This is a genomic window from Paenibacillus sp. FSL R10-2771 (genome assembly GCF_038000205.1).
GTDB lineage: Bacteria > Bacillota > Bacilli > Paenibacillales > Paenibacillaceae > Paenibacillus_AQ > Paenibacillus_AQ phytohabitans.
In genome coordinates this window covers 7,587,805-7,608,031 of the sequence record NZ_JBBOBM010000001.1, presented here as the reverse complement: position 1 = coordinate 7,608,031, position 20,227 = coordinate 7,587,805, and the positions used below count along the sequence as shown (strand labels likewise).

Annotated in this window: 21 protein-coding genes, 1 pseudogene and 1 riboswitch; of the genes and pseudogenes, 10 read left to right on the top strand and 12 right to left on the bottom strand. The window is 51.2% G+C overall.

Features of this window, described 5'->3' with window-relative positions; all coding sequences use genetic code 11:
* Positions 1-93 precede the first annotated feature (93 nt).
* Positions 94-597, bottom strand: a complete 504-nt coding sequence (locus NSU14_RS33060) for a GNAT family N-acetyltransferase (protein WP_042140493.1) — start codon at positions 595-597, stop codon at positions 94-96.
* Between the two features lie 145 nt (positions 598-742).
* Here NSU14_RS33060 and NSU14_RS33055 point away from each other — a divergent pair, with 145 nt between their 5' ends.
* Complete coding sequence (locus NSU14_RS33055; protein WP_042140494.1) at positions 743-1,111, top strand: DUF1304 domain-containing protein; 369 nt, start codon at positions 743-745, stop codon at positions 1,109-1,111.
* 23 nt (positions 1,112-1,134) lie between these two features.
* Here the strand turns inward: NSU14_RS33055 and NSU14_RS33050 are convergent, their stop codons facing one another.
* On the bottom strand, positions 1,135-1,956 hold the full coding sequence (locus tag NSU14_RS33050; RefSeq protein WP_042140495.1) for a methyl-accepting chemotaxis protein: 822 nt from the start codon (positions 1,954-1,956) through the stop codon (positions 1,135-1,137).
* 219 nt (positions 1,957-2,175) lie between these two features.
* Between NSU14_RS33050 and NSU14_RS33045 the strand changes: the two genes are divergently transcribed.
* Positions 2,176-2,883, top strand: a complete 708-nt coding sequence (locus NSU14_RS33045; RefSeq protein WP_340948593.1) for a DUF4386 domain-containing protein — start codon at positions 2,176-2,178, stop codon at positions 2,881-2,883.
* Here the strand turns inward: NSU14_RS33045 and NSU14_RS33040 are convergent.
* The 5 genes from NSU14_RS33040 to NSU14_RS33020 all read right to left on the bottom strand — a co-directional run bounded on the left by NSU14_RS33040 (position 2,840) and on the right by NSU14_RS33020 (position 9,349).
* Complete coding sequence (locus NSU14_RS33040; protein WP_042140497.1) at positions 2,840-3,436, bottom strand: Crp/Fnr family transcriptional regulator; 597 nt, start codon at positions 3,434-3,436, stop codon at positions 2,840-2,842. The two genes, NSU14_RS33045 and NSU14_RS33040, sit on opposite strands and share 44 nt — an antisense overlap.
* Before the next feature lie 63 nt (positions 3,437-3,499).
* Complete coding sequence (locus NSU14_RS33035; protein WP_042140498.1) at positions 3,500-4,876, bottom strand: amino acid permease; 1,377 nt, start codon at positions 4,874-4,876, stop codon at positions 3,500-3,502.
* Between the two features lie 150 nt (positions 4,877-5,026).
* A riboswitch (glycine riboswitch) is annotated at positions 5,027-5,106 on the bottom strand.
* 465 nt (positions 5,107-5,571) lie between these two features.
* On the bottom strand, positions 5,572-6,996 hold the full coding sequence (araA, locus tag NSU14_RS33030; protein WP_340948592.1) for an L-arabinose isomerase: 1,425 nt from the start codon (positions 6,994-6,996) through the stop codon (positions 5,572-5,574).
* A gap of 40 nt (positions 6,997-7,036) precedes the next feature.
* Positions 7,037-7,732, bottom strand: a complete 696-nt coding sequence (locus tag NSU14_RS33025) for an L-ribulose-5-phosphate 4-epimerase (RefSeq protein ID WP_042140499.1) — start codon at positions 7,730-7,732, stop codon at positions 7,037-7,039.
* Between the two features lie 3 nt (positions 7,733-7,735).
* A complete protein-coding gene (locus NSU14_RS33020) occupies positions 7,736-9,349 on the bottom strand; it encodes a xylulokinase (protein ID WP_340948591.1) in 1,614 nt (537 codons plus the stop codon).
* 281 nt (positions 9,350-9,630) lie between these two features.
* On the opposite strand from NSU14_RS33020, the gene NSU14_RS33015 reads away from it, so the two are divergent.
* The gene (locus NSU14_RS33015) at positions 9,631-10,716 is read left to right on the top strand and encodes a GntR family transcriptional regulator (protein ID WP_340948588.1); all 1,086 of its coding nucleotides are present in this window, start codon (positions 9,631-9,633) and stop codon (positions 10,714-10,716) included.
* 2 nt (positions 10,717-10,718) lie between these two features.
* On the opposite strand, the gene NSU14_RS33010 is transcribed toward NSU14_RS33015, so the two are convergent.
* The 3 genes from NSU14_RS33010 to NSU14_RS33000 form a co-directional block, all read right to left on the bottom strand.
* Positions 10,719-11,441: a hypothetical protein gene (locus NSU14_RS33010; RefSeq protein WP_340948586.1), complete on the bottom strand. Its 723-nt coding sequence runs from the start codon at positions 11,439-11,441 to the stop codon at positions 10,719-10,721.
* Between the two features lie 95 nt (positions 11,442-11,536).
* A complete protein-coding gene (locus NSU14_RS33005) occupies positions 11,537-12,916 on the bottom strand; it encodes a sensor histidine kinase (RefSeq protein ID WP_340948585.1) in 1,380 nt (459 codons plus the stop codon).
* Positions 12,917-12,933: 17 nt separating this feature from the next.
* A complete protein-coding gene (locus NSU14_RS33000) occupies positions 12,934-13,632 on the bottom strand; it encodes a response regulator transcription factor (RefSeq protein WP_340948583.1) in 699 nt (232 codons plus the stop codon).
* Positions 13,633-13,852: 220 nt separating this feature from the next.
* Between NSU14_RS33000 and NSU14_RS32995 the strand changes: the two genes are divergently transcribed.
* The 6 genes from NSU14_RS32995 to NSU14_RS32970 all read left to right on the top strand — a co-directional run bounded on the left by NSU14_RS32995 (position 13,853) and on the right by NSU14_RS32970 (position 18,533).
* Positions 13,853-14,110, top strand: a complete 258-nt coding sequence (locus NSU14_RS32995; protein ID WP_039296107.1) for a GlsB/YeaQ/YmgE family stress response membrane protein — start codon at positions 13,853-13,855, stop codon at positions 14,108-14,110.
* A gap of 166 nt (positions 14,111-14,276) precedes the next feature.
* Positions 14,277-14,993: a lantibiotic protection ABC transporter ATP-binding protein gene (locus tag NSU14_RS32990; RefSeq protein WP_076243680.1), complete on the top strand. Its 717-nt coding sequence runs from the start codon at positions 14,277-14,279 to the stop codon at positions 14,991-14,993.
* Positions 14,986-15,714, top strand: a complete 729-nt coding sequence (locus NSU14_RS32985; protein ID WP_076243681.1) for a lantibiotic immunity ABC transporter MutE/EpiE family permease subunit — start codon at positions 14,986-14,988, stop codon at positions 15,712-15,714. Before NSU14_RS32990 ends, NSU14_RS32985 begins: the two co-directional genes overlap by 8 nt.
* A 1-nt stretch (position 15,715) precedes the next feature.
* Positions 15,716-16,474 carry a lantibiotic immunity ABC transporter MutG family permease subunit gene (locus NSU14_RS32980; protein ID WP_076243682.1) on the top strand — a complete coding sequence of 253 codons (759 nt, stop codon included), beginning with the start codon at positions 15,716-15,718 and terminating at the stop codon, positions 16,472-16,474.
* A 29-nt stretch (positions 16,475-16,503) separates the two neighbouring features.
* Positions 16,504-17,166: a response regulator transcription factor gene (locus tag NSU14_RS32975; protein WP_336100069.1), complete on the top strand. Its 663-nt coding sequence runs from the start codon at positions 16,504-16,506 to the stop codon at positions 17,164-17,166.
* Positions 17,154-18,533, top strand: coding sequence for a HAMP domain-containing sensor histidine kinase (locus NSU14_RS32970; protein ID WP_340948582.1), 1,380 nt, complete (start codon positions 17,154-17,156; stop codon positions 18,531-18,533). Before NSU14_RS32975 ends, NSU14_RS32970 begins: the two co-directional genes overlap by 13 nt.
* A 60-nt stretch (positions 18,534-18,593) precedes the next feature.
* Here the strand turns inward: NSU14_RS32970 and NSU14_RS32965 are convergent, their stop codons facing one another.
* Positions 18,594-18,884, bottom strand: a complete 291-nt coding sequence (locus tag NSU14_RS32965) for a TetR-like C-terminal domain-containing protein (RefSeq protein ID WP_445670073.1) — start codon at positions 18,882-18,884, stop codon at positions 18,594-18,596.
* On the opposite strand from NSU14_RS32965, the pseudogene NSU14_RS32960 reads away from it, so the two are divergent.
* A pseudogene (locus NSU14_RS32960) lies at positions 18,838-19,269 on the top strand (MFS transporter); the annotation flags it as partial. The gene NSU14_RS32965 and the pseudogene NSU14_RS32960 sit on opposite strands and share 47 nt — an antisense overlap.
* Before the next feature lie 64 nt (positions 19,270-19,333).
* On the opposite strand, the gene NSU14_RS32955 reads toward NSU14_RS32960, so the two are convergent.
* Positions 19,334-20,224: an NUDIX hydrolase gene (locus NSU14_RS32955; RefSeq protein WP_340948580.1), complete on the bottom strand. Its 891-nt coding sequence runs from the start codon at positions 20,222-20,224 to the stop codon at positions 19,334-19,336.
* Positions 20,225-20,227 lie beyond the last annotated feature (3 nt).

Sequence of the window (20,227 nt, the reverse complement as noted above, 5' to 3'; positions counted from 1 at the left end):
AAGCAATTATCAGCTCAAAAAGCACATGTCAGCGGCTTGTGCTTTTTGGCATGTTCTATGATCGCCGCCGGGAAGCTTGTCAACACGATAGAGCTACAGCATCAGAATCATCAGAGCCTCATCCAGATATTCATCCCCAAGCTTCATCGCCTTCGGCTCTGTGCCATAGCAGATGAATCCAAGAGATTCGTATAGTCTTTTGGCAGCTACATTATTCGAGGTTACCGTTAAATTTAGAATTTCGAGCCCCGGCAACAGCCTCGCCCGGGCAATCAGCTCCACCATCAAGCGGCGGCCCACTCCTTGTTTACGGACATCTGAATCCACATATACTGAATATATATTAGCTTTATGATCAATTTTGGGCCGGCTCTCCCGGAAAAAAGTGACGATGCCCACCAGCCTCTCCTCACCATCAAAAGCTCCCAGCGTGAAATTATTCTCCGAGGGCTCCAGCCTGATGCGGGTGGTGACTATAGACAGCTTCTTTTCCGATTCATAGGAGCTGAGATAGGCTTCCGGATGCAGCCGCAGCGACTGTAGCCGAAGCTCGCGGTAAGCCTCCGCATCCACGGATGTCAGCATTCTTAGGTACAACAGGTTTGCCTCCTCAAGGAATTTAGGGATTCCAAATTGACAAAATTGCAGAATTTGGCTATATTATACAGTGTAAAATTATATTTTGAACAATTTAATTTCTCCGTTAATCAATCTTACATAATTATGAAAAGAGGGATTTACTATGATGATCGTGAGTTTAATACTCGTGGCCTTGGTTGCAATGGAGCATGTGTATATTCTAGTGCTGGAAATGTTCCTGTGGACTACCCCGCGGGCGCAAAAATCGTTCGGCACCACTCCGCAGTTCGCCCGGGAAACGAAATCGCTGGCGGCCAACCAGGGATTATATAACGGCTTTCTGGCGGCCGGTCTAGTCTGGAGCCTGCTGCATCCGAATGATACCTTCAGTGTTCAGCTTCAATTGTTCTTCCTGATCTGCGTTGCGGTTGCAGCCATCTATGGCGGCATCACGGCCAAGAAATCCATTCTATTGGTTCAGGGCCTCCCGGCCTTCATTGCTCTGCTTGCCGTTATTCTGGCGAATCTGTAATTATGAGAATGGCCGCTCTTCCCTCACAGCTTCTGCGCGAACTGGTTCAGCTGCTCGGACATCGTCCGGATCTCCTCAATGAAGCTGGAGATTTCATTCGTTGAAGCAGCCTGCTCCTGCCCGACTGACGCAATCTGATGGATGGATTGGCTGATCTGCTTCATCGCGGCTTGGATCTCCCCCAGGGTATCCCGGATCCGCTGCGCAGACTGCTCGGTTTCCTTCGAGAATTTGCGGATTTCTTTCGCTACAACATCGAATCCCCGCCCCTTCTCTCCTGCGTGGGCAGCCTCAATGGCTGCATTAATCCCGAGCAGATTCGTCTGGTCGGCGACCTTTCTGAGGACAGCCAGCACTTCATCGCTTTTTTTGACACTTTCGGCGGTCGTTTCTGACTGGAGCAGCAGCTTCTGCGAGAAATCGGCAAGCAGCCCCGATCCCTCTGCCACATGCCCAATCCGGGCGTTAGCCTGATTTAGGGAGACCGAGATCTGATCAGCGATTTCGCGCAGCTCGGTCTGTCTGCGGACCTGGATGCAGACCGCCCCGCAGACGCTTCCATCCTCCCCGTGTACCGGAAGAACCGTACCGACGAATTCATACCCATAGTAGTCCTTAGGGACATTAGCTTTCGAGAATTCATCATTTCTCAGCGCATGATACAGAGGTTCGTCCGCAAGAATTATCTGTCCTGCCCGAATTCCCAGATCAATGGACGTTCCAGGGAAATAAGCGATGAACTTCTCCACATCACAGACAGCAATAGATACATCATAGGGAAAAGCAGCTTTCAGGACCGGTGCCAGGTTCACTATATCTTCAAGGGAGCGGATAATGTTCTTCATGGATGTGGGTTCTCCTTCATTAAATCACTTCATTAAATCGCTTCATTGTACAGTACAGAAATATCTAGATTAAGGTTCGACATTTTTCAATGACTATCCTTTATTCAAAAACTTAATATTTAAAATTTAATCATGTCCTCTTAACTTAAGTCAATGAAGCCCTGCAGGCGCCTTAGTACAATATAACCACAATCAATAATCAATCAGGGGGTTATGCTAATGTCTGCTGCAGTGGCTCGAACCGGGGGAATATCGCTCATTGTAATGGCGGTTGCCGCCGCGCTCTCGTACGGATATGTCCAAGGGAATCTGGTAGTGGATGGAGATGCCGCTGGTACCTTCGCCAATCTTCAGGCCTCTCCGTCGCTGTTCAGGGCCGGGATTCTGGGCTGGGTACTGATTATGGCCTGTGATGTGGCAGCTGCCTGGGCCTTATATCTGGTGCTGAAGCCTGTGCATCCGGGCCTGTCCCTGCTGGGAGCATGGCTGCGCCTGGCTTATACGGCAGTGTTGGGGGTTGCTGTCTCCAGTCTGATCGTGGTATCACTTCTTACCGGTAACAGGGAGGTTGCGCTTTCCGGCTTCACACGAGGGGAGCTGCAGGCGGAGGTCATGCTTCATCTTCATGCTTTTGAAGCGGTATGGTCGGCTGGTTTGATTCTGTTCGGGGGGCATCTGCTGATTATAGGTGTGCTGGCGGTACGTTCGGAGAATATTCCGAAGCCCGTCAGTGTGCTGCTGCTGCTGGCAGGCTTCGGCTATATTATGGTTCATCTGTGCGGCACACTTGTGCCCGGGTATGGAGAATTCCTCCAAATCATCAAATGGGTGTTCATGCTGCCGATGACCGCAGGGGAGCTGGGGCTTGGCATCTGGCTGCTGTTCAAAGTCCCGGCTGCGCGTGTTCGCGCTCAAGCCGCTTCTTAATCCGGCTGAGCGACTCCGGTGTCATCCCGAGATAGCTGGCCAGCTGATGCTGGGGGACGCGGCTGATCAGGCCGGGCCTCCGATGCAGCAGTGCCTTGAGGCGGTCTTCGGGGGATGCCGCAATGAAGGCGGCGAATTCCGCCTGCACCTGTCCGAAATTCTCCTCGATCATCCGGCGTGTCATCAGCTCCAGCTGCGTGTGTCTGGCGTACATTTCCCTCTCGGTATTCAGCGCACCGACAACCAGTACGCAGTCCTCCAGACAAGTCAGGCTGTATTCCGACGAGGCATCCTCTTTATGCGCATTGAAGATAGCGATCGCCTGCTCCTCTGTGTAGAAATTCGAGGTGATGTCGCGGCCTGTGACGTCAACACTATGCTGCCGTACGCATCCTTTTAACACGAAATAGCAATGACCGGGAACCTCCCCCTGCCTAAGCAGCGTGGCTCCCTTGCTGTATTCCTCAACAAGAATCTCCTCCAGAATGGCCTGCTGCTGCTCTTCACTGAGGGAGGTCAGCCGGGTCATATATTGGAGTAATCTATGCTTCATGTTTCGGATTCCTCCTTATAACGCTACTGACAACATGTCAGTAGCGTTTGAACATTCTTGCACTCATGTATTGATTATACTGACATCGGCATCACTTTTCTCCTTCTTGCTCCGCATGGAGTACAGGACGAACAACAGAATGAACCATAGGGGCGTAAACAGCAGCGCCGGACGGGTATCATCTGCGAACAGCATAATGATCAGAATAGCAGCAAACAACGTTAATACCGCATAATTAATGACCGGTGTGAACGGTGCTTTGAATTTGGACGAGGCATGTAAGTCCGGGCGGTTCCTCTTATATTTGATATGACATACGAGCACAACCCCCCACACCCAGATGAAGCAAATGGCACTGATCGTTGTAACGATGCCGAAGGCCTGGCCCGGAATAAGCTTGCTAAGCAGCGCCCCGGCCGATATAACTATTGTAGAAATAAATAAAGAGTTAGCAGGCACATGATTTCGGTTCAGCTTGCCGAGCTGCGGGGAGGCCTGATTCCTTCTGCTCAGATTATACAGAATCCGGCTGGTCGAGAACATCCCGCTGTTGCAGGCGGAAGCCGCTGAGGTTAAGACGACGAAATTGATAATACCCGCTGCAACCGGAATCCCGACCAGGCTGAAGGTCCGCACAAAAGGACTTTCAGCCGCACTGAGCTGGGTCCACGGGTTAATGCACAGCAGGACGAAGAGCGCGCCTACATAGAAGAAGAGAATCCGCAGAGGAATTTTGTTAATCGCCGACGGAATATTTTTCTCCGGATCTGCTGTTTCTGCGGCTGATACACCCACAAGCTCCACACCGACATAAGCGAACACAACCATCTGGAAGGAAAATAAGAAGCCCTTGACACCGTTCGGGAACACGCCCCCGTGCTCCCAGAGATTGCGGACGCTCACCGATCCCGCATCCGTCTTGAACCCGATGACCAGCAGAATGATTCCCAGGCCAATTAAGGCAAGAATCGTGACGACTTTGATTAGGGCAAACCAGAATTCGAGTTCGCCGAAGCTTTTGACCGTCAGCAGATTGAGTCCTAACAGAATAATCAGGCAGATGACGGCCGGTACCCACTGCGGGATATCGAACCAGTACTGCACATAGACGCCCACTGCAATCACATCCGCCATCGCCGTCATAATCCAGCAGAACCAGTAGGTCCAGCCTGTAATGAACGCAGCCCGCGGCCCCAGATAGTCTTCAGCAATGTCCGTAAAAGATTGATATCCCGCTTTGGAGAGCAGCAGCTCACCCAGCGCCCTCATCACAAAAAACACGGCAATTCCCACGAGTAAATACGTGATCATAATGGACGGCCCGGCCTGCTGAATCGCTCTGCCTGATCCCAGGAATAACCCCGTACCAATCGTGCCGCCGATAGCGATCAGCTGTACATGACGGTTCGCCAAATCTCTCTTTAATTCTGTCTGTGCCATTGCCATTTTCCCCCTTAATGTGTACAACGCTTTGCTGCCAAATAACATAAAAAAGAGATTGGATATCATCCAATCTCCCGGTTCATAAGAATATCAAAATAAGCTACCTGCGCCGCTGACCGTAATTAATCAGCATAACAAATACAAATTCCGTACTCTTCTGTCCTTTTGCCTGAGATTGTGAACCCTTCGGCGCTGCGGTCTCCCGCAGTCTCTCCAGAAGCTGCTCCTGCTATAGTGTGATCCATAGCAATCATAGCCCGTGTGATGTATTAAATTGGTGAAGCGTTAATGCATTCTGATATTCTAACATATTACTCGGCATGTGAGTATTGAACAGTGATAAAAGTCTCCTACCTATGGCTAGATGTCTAGGGTGCGCTCCTGCACTACAGCGGCATAAATGTTGTACGTTTTGCAACTTGGATGCGCAGATACCCGGTTGTTTAGATAGATTGTTGTATGAAATACAAGAATTTCCACGCTAAACCGTATGAAGGAGGAGAAATGCTGCCTTTTGTACAACAATTTTCGATTTAGTCCAATTTAATGAAGCGAATGTTGTATTTTGTACAGGATTTTAGAAAATCACGGGCACGGAGGATGAGTTTGCCGGTAATACCTTGGCTCTGCATTAAAAAAAAGCAGACAGGCAATAGCCCATCCGCTCATTTGATCCAAGAATATTCCGCTATTTATTTAATGATTACATAATCCAGGCCAACCAGCTTGGCGTAGGTAACGATCTGATCTGTAGTCAAGTTGAGCGACACCACAGTATGGTGGCCGCCGCCGTTCTCGATCCAGGCTTTTATTCCATCCTGGAAGTTAGGCTTCACCTGCCAGAGCACACGGGCCACTGGAAGATTCGGAGCCGGAACCGTCGGCTCGAAGGCAGTAACTTCATTGATCAGCAGCTTGTAATGCGTGCCGAAGTCAGCCATCGATACCACGACGCCTTCGCCAGCCTTGCCGTCGAATACGAGACGGGCCGGATCTTCGCGGTCGCCGATACCCAGCGGAGACACAAGCACCTTCGGCTTGTTGCTTGCCAGGCTCGGGTCAACCTCAAGCATGTGGGACTGCAGAATCGCTTCCTGTCCGGCAGCCATTTCATAGGTGTAATCTTCCATGAATCCGGTGTTCAGGTTGTGGCTCATCACCTTCATCAGACGGTCCAGGGCTGCTGTCTTCCAGTCCCCTTCGCCGGCGAAGCCGTAGCCTTGTGCCATCAGACGCTGAACGGCAAGACCCGGAAGCTGCTTCATGCCGTGCAGGTCTTCGAAGTTCGAAGTGAACGCATTGTAGTTGCCGGCATCCAGGAAGCGTTTGAGGGCAATTTCATAGCTGGCCTGTACCTTCACGCTGGCTTCCCATGCTTCTTTGCTGTATGAACCGTAATCGAAATCATACTGCTCTGCATATTCAGCGAACAGCGCATCAATTTCTTCTTCCTTCACTTCGTTTACATATGCAACCAGGTCGCCGATTCCGAAGTAATCCACAGTCCAGCCGAACTGAATCTGGGCTTCTACCTTGTCGCCTTCGGTAACACCAACGTTACGCATGTTATCGCCGAAGCGGGCCACTTTGATATTGAAGCTTTCGTTATATGCAACGGCAACGTCCATCCATTCGGCAATTTGCTTCTGGACTTCGGTGCGTTCCCAGTACCCTACTACCACTTTGTTCTGTTTCTTCAGGCGGGCATTGATGAACCCGTATTCACGGTCGCCATGGGCAGCCTGGTTCAGGTTCATGAAGTCCATATCCAGTGTTGCCCAAGGAATGCTCTCATTGTATTGGGTAGCCAGGTGCAGAAGCGGCTTCTGCAGCAGCTTCGTGCCGCGGATCCACATTTTGGCCGGGGAGAAGGTATGCATCCAGGTGATGACACCGGCAACCTCGTCACGGTAGTTGACTTCTTTCATGATCGAAGTGATTTTGTCTGCGCTGACCGCCAGATCCTGCAGCACCAGCGGATAAGGCAGCACCCCGCTGTTATTGAGGGCATCCGTCATCTCCTGTGCATGAGCTTTAACTTCACCGAGGGCTTCTTCTCCGTACAGATGCTGTGATCCTACAACAAACCAGAATTGCTTAGCGCTTACTGTTGACATATTATTTCATCCTCTTCTCTTGGATAATATATAAATCAGATTATTTCTGACCGTAATAAGCGCCTTTACCATGTTTGCGCAGATAGTGTTTATCCAGAATCCGCTGCGGCAATTCTTCAGCGAAATGGTTCAGCTCGCGGGCAAAATGGTTCAGCTTGGACACTTCCTCCAGCACCACGCTGTTCATCACTGCATCATGGGCATTCTTCCCCCAGGTGAACGGGCCATGGCCTTTCAGCAAGACGCCGGGAACTGCCATAATATCAAGGCCCCGCTGTTCAAAAGTCTCAATGATCACGCGTCCGGTCTCCGCTTCATAGCCGCGGTCAACCTCCTCCTGCGTCAGGAAGCGTGCGCAGGGTACCGCCCCATAGAAGGTGTCGGCATGTGTCGTGCCCATTACAGCAACATCCAGCCCGGCCTGCGCCCAGATGGTCGCCCAGGTCGAATGCGTATGCACGATGCCGCCGATTTCTGCATAATGCTTGTAGAGTACCGCATGTGTCGGTGTATCCGAGGAAGGTCTCATCTCCCCTTCAACCACGTTACCGTCGAAATCCACTACGACCATATCGCTAGGCTTCATTTTGTCATAGCTGACGCCGCTTGGTTTGATGACGAATACGCCTTTCTCACGGTCAACTGCGCTCACATTGCCCCAGGTGTATTTGACAAGTCCATGCTTAGGCAGGTCCAGATTGGCCTCGAATACCTCTTCTTTCAGTTGCTCCAACATAGGTTAACCCCTCCCGTTTTCTACCAGATGATCTACAGCAGCCTGCTCGATCGCGATCCCTGCAGTGTAACGTTCCATGAACAGCTCGAAGCCCTTCACATCAGCCGCATCCGGATGGATGACTTGTCCTTCCACATCCTTAAATACCTTGTGGTCAAGGAAGTCATCAAGACGCTCCTGCTGTGCTTTGTTCTGCATGTAAGAGGCCAGAATCGCCATCCCCCATGCGCCGCCTTCTCCGGCTGTTGCCATGACAGAGACAGGGACGTTCATTGCAGCGGCAACGATTTTCTGCCCGACCACAGGAGTTTTGAATAACCCGCCGTGAGCCAGAATACTGTCGATGGATACTTGTTCCTGCTTGGTCAGAATATCCATTCCGATCTTCAGCGCGCCAAAAGCGGAGAATAAATGCGTCCGCATGAAGTTGGCCAGATTGAACCGGCTCTCCGGTGAGCGTACAAACAACGGCCGGCCTTTCTCAATCCCGGTAATATTCTCACCCGAGAAATACCCGTAGCTCAGCAGACCGCCGCCGTCAGCATCCGCCTCCAGTGCTTTATTGAACAGGACACTGAACAATTGCCCTGGGTCTGCCTTAAAGCCCATCGCCTCCGAGAATTCACGGAACAGGCCGATCCAGGCGTTGAGATCACTGGAACAGTTGTTGGCATGAACCATGCCGACCGGACTGCCGTCCGGAGTTGTTACCATATCAATCTCCGGATATACGGCTGTAAGATCCTTCTCCAGCACGATCATTGCAAACACGGAAGTGCCTACGGAGATGTTACCGGTCCGTTTGCGGACACTGTTCGTAGCAACCATACCTGTTCCGGCGTCGCCTTCCGGAGGACACAGCGGAATACCCGGCTGCAACTCCCCGGACGCATCCAGAATTAACGCACCCGCTTCTGTTAATAGCCCTGCCTGCTCGCCCGCAGTATACACTTTAGGGAGAATATCTTTCAGCTTCCAAGGGTAGCCCTTGTCTGCAATGAGTTCATCGAACTGTGCAACCATCGCTGCATTGTAATCCTGCGTGGCCTCATCTATCGGGAAAACCCCCGAAGCATCGCCAATCCCGATCGCCTTGCTGCCGGTCAGCAGCCAGTGAATATACCCGCCCAGCGTTGTTACGAACTCCGCCTGAGGCACATGCTCTTCCCCGTTCAGTATCGCCTGATACAGGTGCGCTATGGTCCAGCGTTCAGGGATGTTGAACTGGAAGACCTCCGTTAATTCTTTGGCCGCAGCACCGGTTGTTGCATTACGCCAGGTCCGGAACGGAACCAGCAGCTCACCTGCGCTGTCAAAAGCCATATATCCGTGCATCATTGCCGAGAACCCGATAGAACCGACGGTTGTAAGCGTAATACCGTATTTCTGCTGGACTACCTGCTTCAGTTCACGGTAAGCCTCCTGCAGGCCCTTGATAATGTCTGTCAAATGATACGTCCAGTACCCGCCCTCAAGCAGATTCTCCCACTCGAAGCTTCCGGATGCGATGGTCTCAAACCGCTGATCAATCAGTACTGCCTTGATACGTGTGGATCCAAATTCGATACCCAGTGAAGTTTCTCCCTTAAGTATCGCTTGCCCGATGTTCTGATCCATGCCCACGTTACTCCTCTCTGAACCAAACTGTTATAATAGAAATGGAAAGAAGGCGCTTCCTTTATTAACAGACTTAGTATATTTTTTGTTCGTACATTTGTCAACATAACACACAAGATATACATACAAATTTTACAGAGAGAAATCCACATTTCCCTTGAAACGCTTATACATAGTAGACATTGGATTATAATAACGATATATTCATACTATAATGTGTACGTACAACTATTGCGGATATACCGATTCGTATATGAACAACCATGAAAGAAGTGAGCCGGGTGAAAACCAAATACCAGATTATTTTTGATGATATAAAAAGCAATATACTGTCAGGAACCTATAGTGTGGGCGAGCAGATTCCTACAGAATTAGCCTTGCAGGACACCTATGGTGTGAGCCGGCAAACCGTCCGGAAGGCTATCCTGGAGTTATCCAATGAGGGCTTTCTAAGAAGTGAGAAGGGATCAGGCACCTATGTAAGCAACCAGTTCCGGTCCAAATCGGCGGGCAACCCCAATACGAAAACCATCGGTGTCATCACGACCTACCTCTCGGATTACATCTTCCCTTCCATCATCCGCGGGATTGAGAGCAGACTGAATGAGGATAATTATTCGCTGCTGCTCGCCAGTACCAATAATGATGTCGCCCAGGAGAAGAAAGCGCTGGAGATGATGCTGTCCTTTGGCGTCGAAGGTCTGATTATTGAGCCTACGAAGAGCAATCTGTACAACCCCAATATCGCCTACTATCTGTCGTTCAAAGAACAGGATGTCCCGTTTATCATGATTAATGCTTATTATGAAGAACTGGAGGTGCCTTTCTTCTGCCTTGATGATGTGCAGTCCAGTTACCTGGCGACCAGAGAGCTGATCTCCAAGGGCCATACCCAGATCGGTATTATTGCCAAAATGGATGACCTGCAAGGCAAATACCGCATGAAGGGTTATATCAAAGCGCTTGGAGAAGCCAAATTACGCTTTCACCCCGAGCAGGTGCTGTCCTTCGATACCGAGTCCAAGCAAGCCCTGTCCGAGAACCTGAAGCAGTTCCTGACCGATAACAAAGAGGTATTAACAGCTATTGTCTGCTATAACGATGAGGTTGGCCTGGAAGTCGTAAATGTGTGCAGACAGCTGGAGATTTCGATTCCGGGGGATTTATCAATTATTGGCCAGGATAATTCTTATATCGCCAAGAATGCGGGCATCAAGCTCACGACCTTAACCCATCCGCAGGAGCAGATGGGCCGTGATGCCGCTGAGTGGGTTATTAAAAAGCTGCAGGGGAAGAAGGATTTGCGGAACAGCACCTATTATCAGCCTGTGCTGATTGAGGGGGAGACGGTAAGGGCGCTGGAGTGAGTTCAGTCCAGAAGTGTGGAGATGAGGATACTCTCAATCTTTGCGTCCTTGATGTGAAATGACATGAAATCCACATAGTTAGCCGGTGCAAACCGGTAGTCATCCTCTTCATTGGGTGCTCCATCTCCGACCAGCTTGCCCTCGGGATAAGCTTTTTTAAGAGTCTCTACAGTGTCGCCAACCTTGATATTGCGGACCGTGGCATATTTGGGATCGGTAATTTTAATACTGAAGATATAGAACCGCTTGCCTTCAGCCGCTTCATCAATCGTTTTGATCTCAAGCCCCGGGAATTTGTACTGCTTCTCCGTGAAGCCGAGCAGTGTATCCATATTCAACCCGTCATCTGCGGAATAGGTATGGGATTTCTTCTCCGCCGCCTTCCCCAGCATGCTTTCCAGCTTGGTATCGTCCACGAAGTCGGAAATGGCAATGGTATGGTCTTTATGGACAAAAGCCAGCTCTTTTAATATCACATTCCCGTCCTTTTGAATGGTGCCCTCCTTGATTACCCCGGAACCGGAGTTGTTACCGGCTGAAGCAGCGGGTGAAGGTTCAACCGGAGCCGGAGTTGCAGCTTCTTCAGTAGCCTTGGTACTTGCAGCAGGCGCCGTTGCAGGTGCTGCCGATGGTGAATCCGCCTCATTTGCCTGGCATCCTGCCAGAAGTGTCATAAGCAATATTGCGGACAGCATTAGGGCTGCCGGTTTTTTTAATGCGTTCATTATTAACCCTCCATAATTAAGTTATTTATCTTATGAGGTTAGTATAGGGAAACAATTTATTAGTGTAATAACAGACTTGTATCATTCATGTAACATCACATTAGCGGCAAAACGATGGACACTTGGGTTCCCGCGTCAATTTCGCTCTCAATGCTCAAATACCCGCCAAATTTCTCGGCGATTTCTTTACATATGGATAACCCCAGTCCGGATCCTTTGGCAGCATTTGAATTACTGGCCCGGTAGAATCTTTCCTGAACCCGTACAATCTCATCCTCGCCGATCCCGATCCCCTGATCCCTTATTTGCACGACTGCTTCATTCTGTCTGATATAGGCTTCAATGCTTATCTTCGTACGGGGATTGGAATACTTGATGGCGTTGTCCAGAATATTGGCGATGGCGTGTGACATCAGGATTTGATTTACATATACGAAGGCCGGTTTCCCCTGCCTGATGTCCAGCTCTATTTCTTTATTATCGGCTTTGGCTCTCATCCCTGCTGCCACTTGAACGGCTAATTGCGTTAAATCGGTCTTCTCAGTACCCATATCCTCCGGACCCGCCTTGTCAAACCGGGATAACATCAATAACTCATTGATCAGCAGGGTCAGGCGGTCTGATTCATTTACAAGATGAAAATATATCTTTTGCAAATCCTCATCCTCATTCTCACCCTCATATAAATATTGGGAGAATCCCCGGATAGCAGCGAGCGGTGTTTTCAGTTCATGGGATACGTTGGAGACAAACTGCTTCTGATACTGTATATAGTCGCTGAGCTGGATACCCATCCGGTTCAATCCTTCAGCCAGCATCCCCAGCTCATCCTTCCTGTTCAAGTGCACCTGCTGGAACTGCTGTTTGGAGAAGCTCTCCGTGGCACCAAGCAGATATTTGATCGGCTTGGTTGTATTACGGGCAATGAATAGACTGGAGAGCGTGATCAGTACAATAAATCCTCCTGCACCGGCAAACAGAATATACCTAATTTTTTCCATAATATCATAGAAATATGAAATGTCCTCCACGAACTCGAACACATAACTATTCTGATAATACTTATCCTGAATGGGTATGGCGAAATACAGCAGATGATTATCAGTAATCGTGTAAGAATAATTCCCCTTTAGCGCGTTCTGGATATTCCCCGCGAAGATCAGGGGCGTCTTGTTATTTATTATGATCCCATCCACAGCTAGTCCCAGCAGCTTCTGATTGCTGTCATAGATCCGCACTTCCTTACCTGAAGTCTTTAACGTTTCCAGAGCACTTCTCGGCACATCCGTGGGCTGGCCTTCCTCCGCTGCTTTATCATGCTTCGTGAGAATTTCCCTGAAGGACAGCTCACATAAATCCGCCTTTTCCATCATTTTCTTCTCTATGGTTACGAAGCTGAAGTATTCGATCGCTTTGTTGACTGAAATAATAATAACGGCAAAGGACAACACCGAGAACAATAAATAATTCAACAAAAGCCGGGTTGCATATTTCAGGCGGAGCCACCTCCAAGCTGATAACCAAATCCGTAAATCGTTCTAACGTATTTCGGATTCTCGGCATCATCCTCCAGCTTCTTCCTTAACCGCATAATGGTCATATCTACGCTGCGGCTGTCCCCCAAGAAATCATATCCCCACACGAGCTCCAGCAGTTCATCCCTTGTATAAATTTTCTCCGGCCTTTTCAGCAGCATTTCGAGAATTTTAAATTCTTTTGCCGTCAGCGAAATTGGCACACCGTTTTTCTGCACCACTCGGGTCTCCAGATCAAACGCCAGTTCTTCATGCTTCATCCTGGTATTCTCATCACTTTGCTTCGGGTCACTATTGTCATATCTTCTAAGCACAACTTTGATCCGGGCAAGGAGTTCCCGGTTATCAAAAGGCTTGGTGATGTAGTCCTCTGCCCCCAGCTCAAGTCCTAATACCTTATCTATAATCTCATTCTTGGCCGATAACATAATCACAGGCATCGCCTGCTTCTTAGTGATTTCTTTGCATAGTTCATAGCCCGAGCAATCCGGCAGCATCAAATCCAGCAACACCAGGTCCGGCTGAAAAGAATCCAGGATCTGTAGTCCCGTGCTTCCGTTCTCTGCCGTCTGCACCTGGTAGTTTTCTCTCCTGAGTACAAGCTCAATCAAATCTCTAAGGGCCGCCTCATCATCAATCACGAGAATTTTTTTCAATCGATCCTTCCTCCTTCAGTAGAAGCATTCACAGGTAGCTTCCCGCCAATAGTCAGGTTGGTGGCTTTCCCTTCTAATATTAACACTACATTATAGGGTTAACCGCACAAGCCATGAAGTTCATAGTCAGGGTGAAAATCAAAAAAATTATTCAATAAGCAGTTCACCTATTCCCTTTCCTAACATACCTTGAATAAACCACTGGAAAGGGGACAAATCAATGTATCTGCTCTGGGTGTTGATTATCGGCGGAATTATCGGCTGGCTAAGCGGCAATCTGATTGGACGCGACGTTCCAGGAGGCGTACTGGGAAATATCATTGCCGGCTTTGTCGGCTCCTGGCTGGGTACCGAGCTGCTGGGGCCGAGGGGCCCCGTTGTTGGAGGATTTCATATCATTCCAGCCATAGTTGGTTCAATTATCGCCTTACTGATATTCTTTGCACTGGCCCGCGGGGGCGCATTCCGGAAACGTTAGAATCCCGCCGGCTCTAGCTTCAGCTTCATGACAGAGACCCTCCTGCAGTACCGGGGAGGGTCTCTGTCATGCATAACCCTTCATTCTTGCCGGGGAATCCTCCGTTATCCTTATAGAATCCTTAGAATCTCCTCTTAGACTGTGGAGATAGAAAGGATGATATACTATGCAAGACATTATTCTGGAAACCGAGAATCTGTGCAAAAGCTTCAAGCATCAAACCGTCGTGAGCAATGTATCACTTGCTGTACCGCGCAACTCGATCTATGGACTGCTTGGTCCGAATGGCGCCGGCAAATCAACAACACTCAAAATGTTCGCAGGCATGCTGCGCCCCGATTCCGGCAGCATCCGCATTCAAGGGCATGATTGGACCCGGAAGGACTTACGCAGAATTGGTGTACTGATTGAGGCGCCGCCGTTATATGAGAACCTGACCGCCCGTGAGAATCTCAAGGTACGTACACTTGCCCTCGGATTGCCGCAGTCCCGGATCGAAGAGGTGCTCACCACCGTGGATTTGGCCCGGACGGGGAAGAAGCGTGCCGGACAGTTCTCCATGGGGATGAAGCAGCGGCTCGGCATCGCGATTGCACTCCTGAACCAGCCGGAGCTGCTCATTCTGGACGAACCGACCAACGGGCTTGACCCTATCGGGATTCAGGAGCTGCGGGAGCTGATCCGTTCCTTCCCCGGGCAGGGAATCACTGTCATTCTCTCAAGTCATATGCTCTCCGAGGTCGAACAGGTAGCGGATCAGATCGGGATTATCGCCGGCGGAGTGCTGGGATATCAGGGTGCCATTCCCCACGGCCAAGAGCTGGAAGCCTTGTTCATGCAGGTGGCAGCAGCAGGCCGGAGGGAGGTTGCGCCTCATGCTTAATCATATTAGGGCTGAACGTTTAAAATGGCGGCGCACCTTCATCCCCAGTCTGGTCTGGATCGCCCCTGTATTCACGATGCTGCTGTGTGCCATTCTAATGGGAGGAAGCTATTTTCAGACCGGGGCTTATAACTGGTGGTACACCATGCTCTTGCCGGGGGCGTTGACACTCACTTGTTCACTGGCTCTGCATAAGGATGCCAAGATGAAATACCGCGGACTGCTGGCACTTCCCGTCGATCCGAAGATCCTCTGGGCCGGGAAAATCATCGCCTGTGCGCAGTGGCTGTCCGCTGCTCTCCTCCTGTTCCTGATTGGCATTACAGCAGGGGGAATGCTGTTTGGCCAGACCATTCCATTGCTGAACAGCCTGGCCGGCAGCGCGCTGATCTTCATTACGTTTCTGTGGCAGATTCCACTGTGTCTGTTCCTGGCCGCACGGCTCGGATTATTCGCCGCTGTTCTGCTTAATATGTTCGGTACTGTCGTGGGCGTGGTTACCTTCGATGCCGGAGGACTGTGGGATTACATCCCCTATACGATTACTTTCAGACTCATGTGCCCGGTGCTGTCCATTCTGCCGAATGGCCTCCCGGTACCGGCGGACAGTCCGCTGAGAAGCACAGACATGATTCTGGCTGATGTGCTGGTCTCCCTGGTCTGGTTCGGATTACTGTTCCTGCTTACTGCACTATGGTTCCATAAGCAGGAGGCGAAGTAACATGGCCACACTACTGGGATTGCTGCGGGCGGATCTGCTCAAAACCCGGCACACACCGTTTCTGCTGATTCATCTGCTGGCCCCCTTAACCGGAGCTGCCGTGTTCCTGGCCTACTATTCTTACTCCCCATGGAGCGCCTCAGACAAGGCATTGGCATTCATGCAGTCTCTGGGCTGTGCCCTTCCTGCCCTGATCGGGCTCGTCTGCTCCATGGCGGCGGAACAGGAAGCGAATGCAGGACAGTATCAAGGAATGCTTGCTATGCCTGCGGCCAGAATCACAACCTATATAAGTAAGCTGCTGCTCCTGTTGTGTTTTGGCTTCGGAGCCGTCCTGTTCGCTTACAGCCTCTTTGGCCTGGGCTTTAGCAAGATTCTGCAGCAGGACAGACTGGGATTACCCTTTTACCTCACCGGGGCAGTTATTCTGTTCGGGAGCAATATATTTCTATACCTGCTTCATCTGACAGCCAGCCTGCAATTTGGCCGGGGGGCTTCTATTGGAACGGGGCTGGCGGGAAGTCTGGTGTCCGCCTTAATGCTCACCGGACTGGGTGATTCGATCTGGCCCTATATCCCCTTCGCCTGGGGTGTCCGCTTCATCTCTTTATGGACAATCCACGCTTCCGGTATCACGTTATCCCCTGCCGTATCCGGCCTGAATACCGGAATTGCGGTCTGCATACCGGGAACAATCACCGCTTCCCTGCTATGCCTCTTATGGTTCAGGCGCTGGGAAGGACGATCAACGGAGAATTAGACCTACAACTTATAATTGAGGGAATGAATATGGCCAAAATACTCGTAGTAGACGATGAGCCCGCCATCCTGTCGCTGATTCGCAATGCACTCCGTACGGATCAGCATCTGGTGACGGTGATCTCTGATTCCACCCAGGTACGCCAGTCCGACCTTGGCGCGTATGATCTTATTATGCTGGATGTCATGATGCCGGGGGTGGACGGCTTTACCCTTTGCCGGGAGATCCGCGCGGCAGTGGACTGCCCCATTCTTTTTTTAACGGCCAAAACACAGGAAAGCGATCTGATGTACGGCCTGGGCCTCGGGGCAGATGACTATATTGTGAAGCCCTTTGGTATAGGGGCGCTGCGGGCACGGATTGATGCCCACCTCAGGCGGGAGGGCAGGGAGAAGCGGAAGGTGCTGTATCTGGAGAACATACATTTCAATCTCTCCGGCAAAGAGCTGTTTGTCCAGGCGGACAAGGTGCCTCTGACCAAAAGCGAATATGAAATCTGCGAATTCCTGGCCCGCAGCCGCGGACAGGTCTTCTCCAAGGAACATATCTATGAAGCGGTCTTCGGGTATGACGGGGAAAGCGACAGCAGCGCTATTACGGAGCATATTAAGAATATCCGGGCCAAGCTGAGCAAATATGGAATGGATGTCATTGAGACCATCTGGGGGATCGGATATAAGTGGAAGCTGTAAAATTAACCAAAACTGTACGCCTTCGCACCTTTTTCCTGCAATACCTTCTGTTCTTAAGCCTGGGAACGATCTTGCTGCTGGGCGTGCTGCTCGGCCTGTTCACACTGGCTTTTGCCTGGGATGCCGTGCTGCCTGCAAACTATGCCGAGAAGGAGATTGCAGCGTTCAAGGAACGGCTGGCCTCAAGCGAAGCAGTAACGCCGCAGATGGTTCCGGACAGGGTGGATTATACCGTATTCACCGGAGATGGAGAGCTGCTCGCCGGTAACCTGAAACGCCAGGAAGCAATACATGCCTGGGAGATCGTGCAGCATGGGGATAGCCAGGGCTCTCATTTCTATACAACCGCCCGGCACGGGCAGGAAATCTGGATATTCCGGTATAGCCTAACGCCGCAGTACGCCTCTTCCCTGCTGCGCAGCTATCTGCCGAATCCCCAGCTGCTGGCCATCCTCCTCTTCATCTTCGGTGTTTTGCTCCAGGCCGCCCTGCTCGCCGCTCTGTTCGGCAGCAGACTGTCGAAGAAAATGGCCGGGCTGCAGGAAGCGACCGGGCACATCCAGCGTGAGAATCTGGAGTTCACCATTAAGCCCTCCGGAATCCGCGAGATCGATGAGGTGCTGGCCTCCCTGGACCGGATGAAGGAAGCCCTGAATACCTCGCTTAAGCGGCAGTGGGAGCTGGAACGTTCCCGCAGAGAACAGATTTCTGCGCTGGCCCACGACATTAAGACACCGCTCACCATCATCCGGGGAAACGCAGAGCTGCTGCAGGAGACCTCACAGGATGATGCCCAGCGGGAGTATAACAGCTATATTCTCCGCAGCGCCGGGGACATCGAAGCCTTCGTACAGGAGGTTATTGATCTGTCCAGCCTGCAGGCTGGGGCGGAGCGCCGGGAATCTCTTGTGCCAACAGGGGAAATTATTGAAGAATTGGAGCTGCAGCTGAAGGCCCTCTCCTCCGGGAAGAATCTGCATACCTCTGTCCAGAAGAAGAACCTGCCCGAGTTCCTCTTCATTAATAAAGAGCTGCTGCTGCGGGGGATTGTTAACGTGCTCGCGAATGCGGCAGAGCATACACCTCCGCAGGGAAGCATCGGTCTGCTCGTGCAGGGCAGTGCTGATACTGTTCATTTCATGATTACTGATACCGGCCGCGGCTTCTCGCAGGCCGATCTGAAAGAAGCAACCCATCAGTTCTACAGGGGCGACGGGAGCCGAAGCTCCGGCAACCATCACGGGATGGGGCTCTACATCGCCCGGTCTGTGGCCGAGCAGCACGGGGGCAGCCTTAGTCTGGATAATGTATCCCCCTCCGGCGGAGGGAAGGTGACCCTGAGCATTTCACAAATCAAGCGGCCCTGATTCTCCTTGAGAGAATTAGGGTTGCTTGGTTTAATCCCCTTTTTAGCCGCCAGCCGCCCGTCAAATGTACCTTCTCTTATACACCAGAGTAATCTGCCCCGCTATGTACTCCGCGCTATACTCTGTACCCTCCTTAATCCACCACATGATAATCCCCAGCAAAGAAGCTGTAATAATATCAACGGAAGCCACTTCCCTGGCGGCGCTTATATTTCTGGCGTTCCGCCGTTTCTCGATCGTATTCTTGAGCAGGCTGCTCAAGTGGTTGGCGAAGCCCTTATGCTCCACCAATACAGCAAGAACCGATTTATCGGAATCTACAACATATACGTATCTGATGATTCGTACCATTGGACTGCGGATTGGCCTAAGCTTCATTACCATGCCGCTCAATACAGCCGGACTCAACGCACTGCCGAGGCAGCTGGGTACGCATGGCACCGCCGTGAATAATACCGTGCGCCAGATCGCCGGGGCCATTGGTACGGCTGTCGTCATTACGATCTATACCGCGCAGACTACAAGTCATGCAGCAACAGTCCTGCGCAGCAACCCTTCTACTACAGCTGAGCACCTTAAATCCCTGGCCTCGATGCTGGGGGCAAGTGACGCCTATTACTTCATGATGATTCTAGCTGCCGCCGCGTTTGTAATCACCTTATTCATGCCGGTGAAAAGCAAGCTGCTGCCCGATAAAAAAGCGAATGCAGCCAGCAAGGAAGATCCTCTGCTGTAACCGGGCTTGTGATCACAACGAATAGAGAAGCACCTCTTCAGTACGTTGAAGAAGTGCTTCTCTATCAGTCCTCTTCCCAATTCCTGTGGTACAAGCGGGAAGCATGCTGCAGCGTATTGTCCGTATAGTGGTCAGTCTCAGCCACCAGACCCGCCAGCTTGTCCCGGAGGACAGCCTCCGGCAGTTCTTTGTCCAGAATCACCTCATAAACCTGCTGCAGCTCCGTTAAGGTAAACAGCTTAGGCATTAAGTGCAGCGCGATGCCGGTCTGCTCCGTTTCTTGGCGCAGCCGTTCGATGGCGCGGGCAATGATTTTCCCGTGATCAAAAGCGAGCCCCTCATTGGACTGGATAGAGTAAGTGACTGATCTGGAGGCCGGCTTGGCTGTCACCCTCCGGTCTATAACCGCTGTCAGCTCTCCTTCTCCGGCACCCAGCTTAAGCTCGTAAGTAAAGGTTCTGACGTATCCTTCTTCCAGCAGCTCTTTGTGCTCTCCTAGAAGCCGGTAGCTTACCGTGAACCAGGCCGCGTCTTCGGCATCATCTCCCGCCTGCAGCTGGAACCGGCTGCTGTCAATCAAGGCCATATAGCTGCTGCTCATCACCCAGGTACGGGGGTCGCGGCCGGGATCGGTAACGGTATAGAGCTGCTCCAGGTATACATCAGCAACGCCGGTCTCCTCATACAGTTCACGCGCAGCCGCCTGCTCCCCGGTCTCATCCGGCTGGATGAAGCCGCCCGGCAGCGCCCAACATCCCAGGCAGGGATGCCCTCCCCGGCGGATGAGCAGAATGCGCAGCTCTTTGTCCGGGAGCTTGAGAGAGTCGTCTGCCTCCTTGTCCGTAACCGTAAAAACAACCATATCCGCCGCCACCGAAGGCCGCTCATAATCCCCCGCCCGGTATTGCTCCAGAAATTCACGTTCTGTAAGTCCATTACGATCTAACAATTCCAAGCG

Excerpts from the sequence above, each read along its gene's own strand:
- araA (WP_340948592.1), bottom strand. The coding sequence starts at position 6,996 with ATGTCAACAGTAAGCGCTAAGCAATTCTGGTTTGTTGTAGGATCACAG.
- NSU14_RS33035 (WP_042140498.1), bottom strand. The coding sequence starts at position 4,876 with ATGGCACAGACAGAATTAAAGAGAGATTTGGCGAACCGTCATGTACAG.
- NSU14_RS33040 (WP_042140497.1), bottom strand. The coding sequence starts at position 3,436 with ATGAAGCATAGATTACTCCAATATATGACCCGGCTGACCTCCCTCAGT.
- NSU14_RS33010 (WP_340948586.1), bottom strand. The coding sequence starts at position 11,441 with ATGAACGCATTAAAAAAACCGGCAGCCCTAATGCTGTCCGCAATATTG.
- NSU14_RS32965 (WP_445670073.1), bottom strand. The coding sequence starts at position 18,884 with ATGGTACGAATCATCAGATACGTATATGTTGTAGATTCCGATAAATCG.
- NSU14_RS32985 (WP_076243681.1), top strand. The coding sequence starts at position 14,986 with ATGCTTAATCATATTAGGGCTGAACGTTTAAAATGGCGGCGCACCTTC.
- NSU14_RS32995 (WP_039296107.1), top strand. The coding sequence starts at position 13,853 with ATGTATCTGCTCTGGGTGTTGATTATCGGCGGAATTATCGGCTGGCTA.
- NSU14_RS33025 (WP_042140499.1), bottom strand. The coding sequence starts at position 7,732 with ATGTTGGAGCAACTGAAAGAAGAGGTATTCGAGGCCAATCTGGACCTG.
- NSU14_RS32975 (WP_336100069.1), top strand. The coding sequence starts at position 16,504 with ATGGCCAAAATACTCGTAGTAGACGATGAGCCCGCCATCCTGTCGCTG.
- NSU14_RS33050 (WP_042140495.1), bottom strand. The coding sequence starts at position 1,956 with ATGAAGAACATTATCCGCTCCCTTGAAGATATAGTGAACCTGGCACCG.
- NSU14_RS33020 (WP_340948591.1), bottom strand. The coding sequence starts at position 9,349 with ATGGATCAGAACATCGGGCAAGCGATACTTAAGGGAGAAACTTCACTG.
- NSU14_RS33055 (WP_042140494.1), top strand. The coding sequence starts at position 743 with ATGATGATCGTGAGTTTAATACTCGTGGCCTTGGTTGCAATGGAGCAT.
- NSU14_RS32980 (WP_076243682.1), top strand. The coding sequence starts at position 15,716 with ATGGCCACACTACTGGGATTGCTGCGGGCGGATCTGCTCAAAACCCGG.
- NSU14_RS32990 (WP_076243680.1), top strand. The coding sequence starts at position 14,277 with ATGCAAGACATTATTCTGGAAACCGAGAATCTGTGCAAAAGCTTCAAG.
- NSU14_RS33045 (WP_340948593.1), top strand. The coding sequence starts at position 2,176 with ATGTCTGCTGCAGTGGCTCGAACCGGGGGAATATCGCTCATTGTAATG.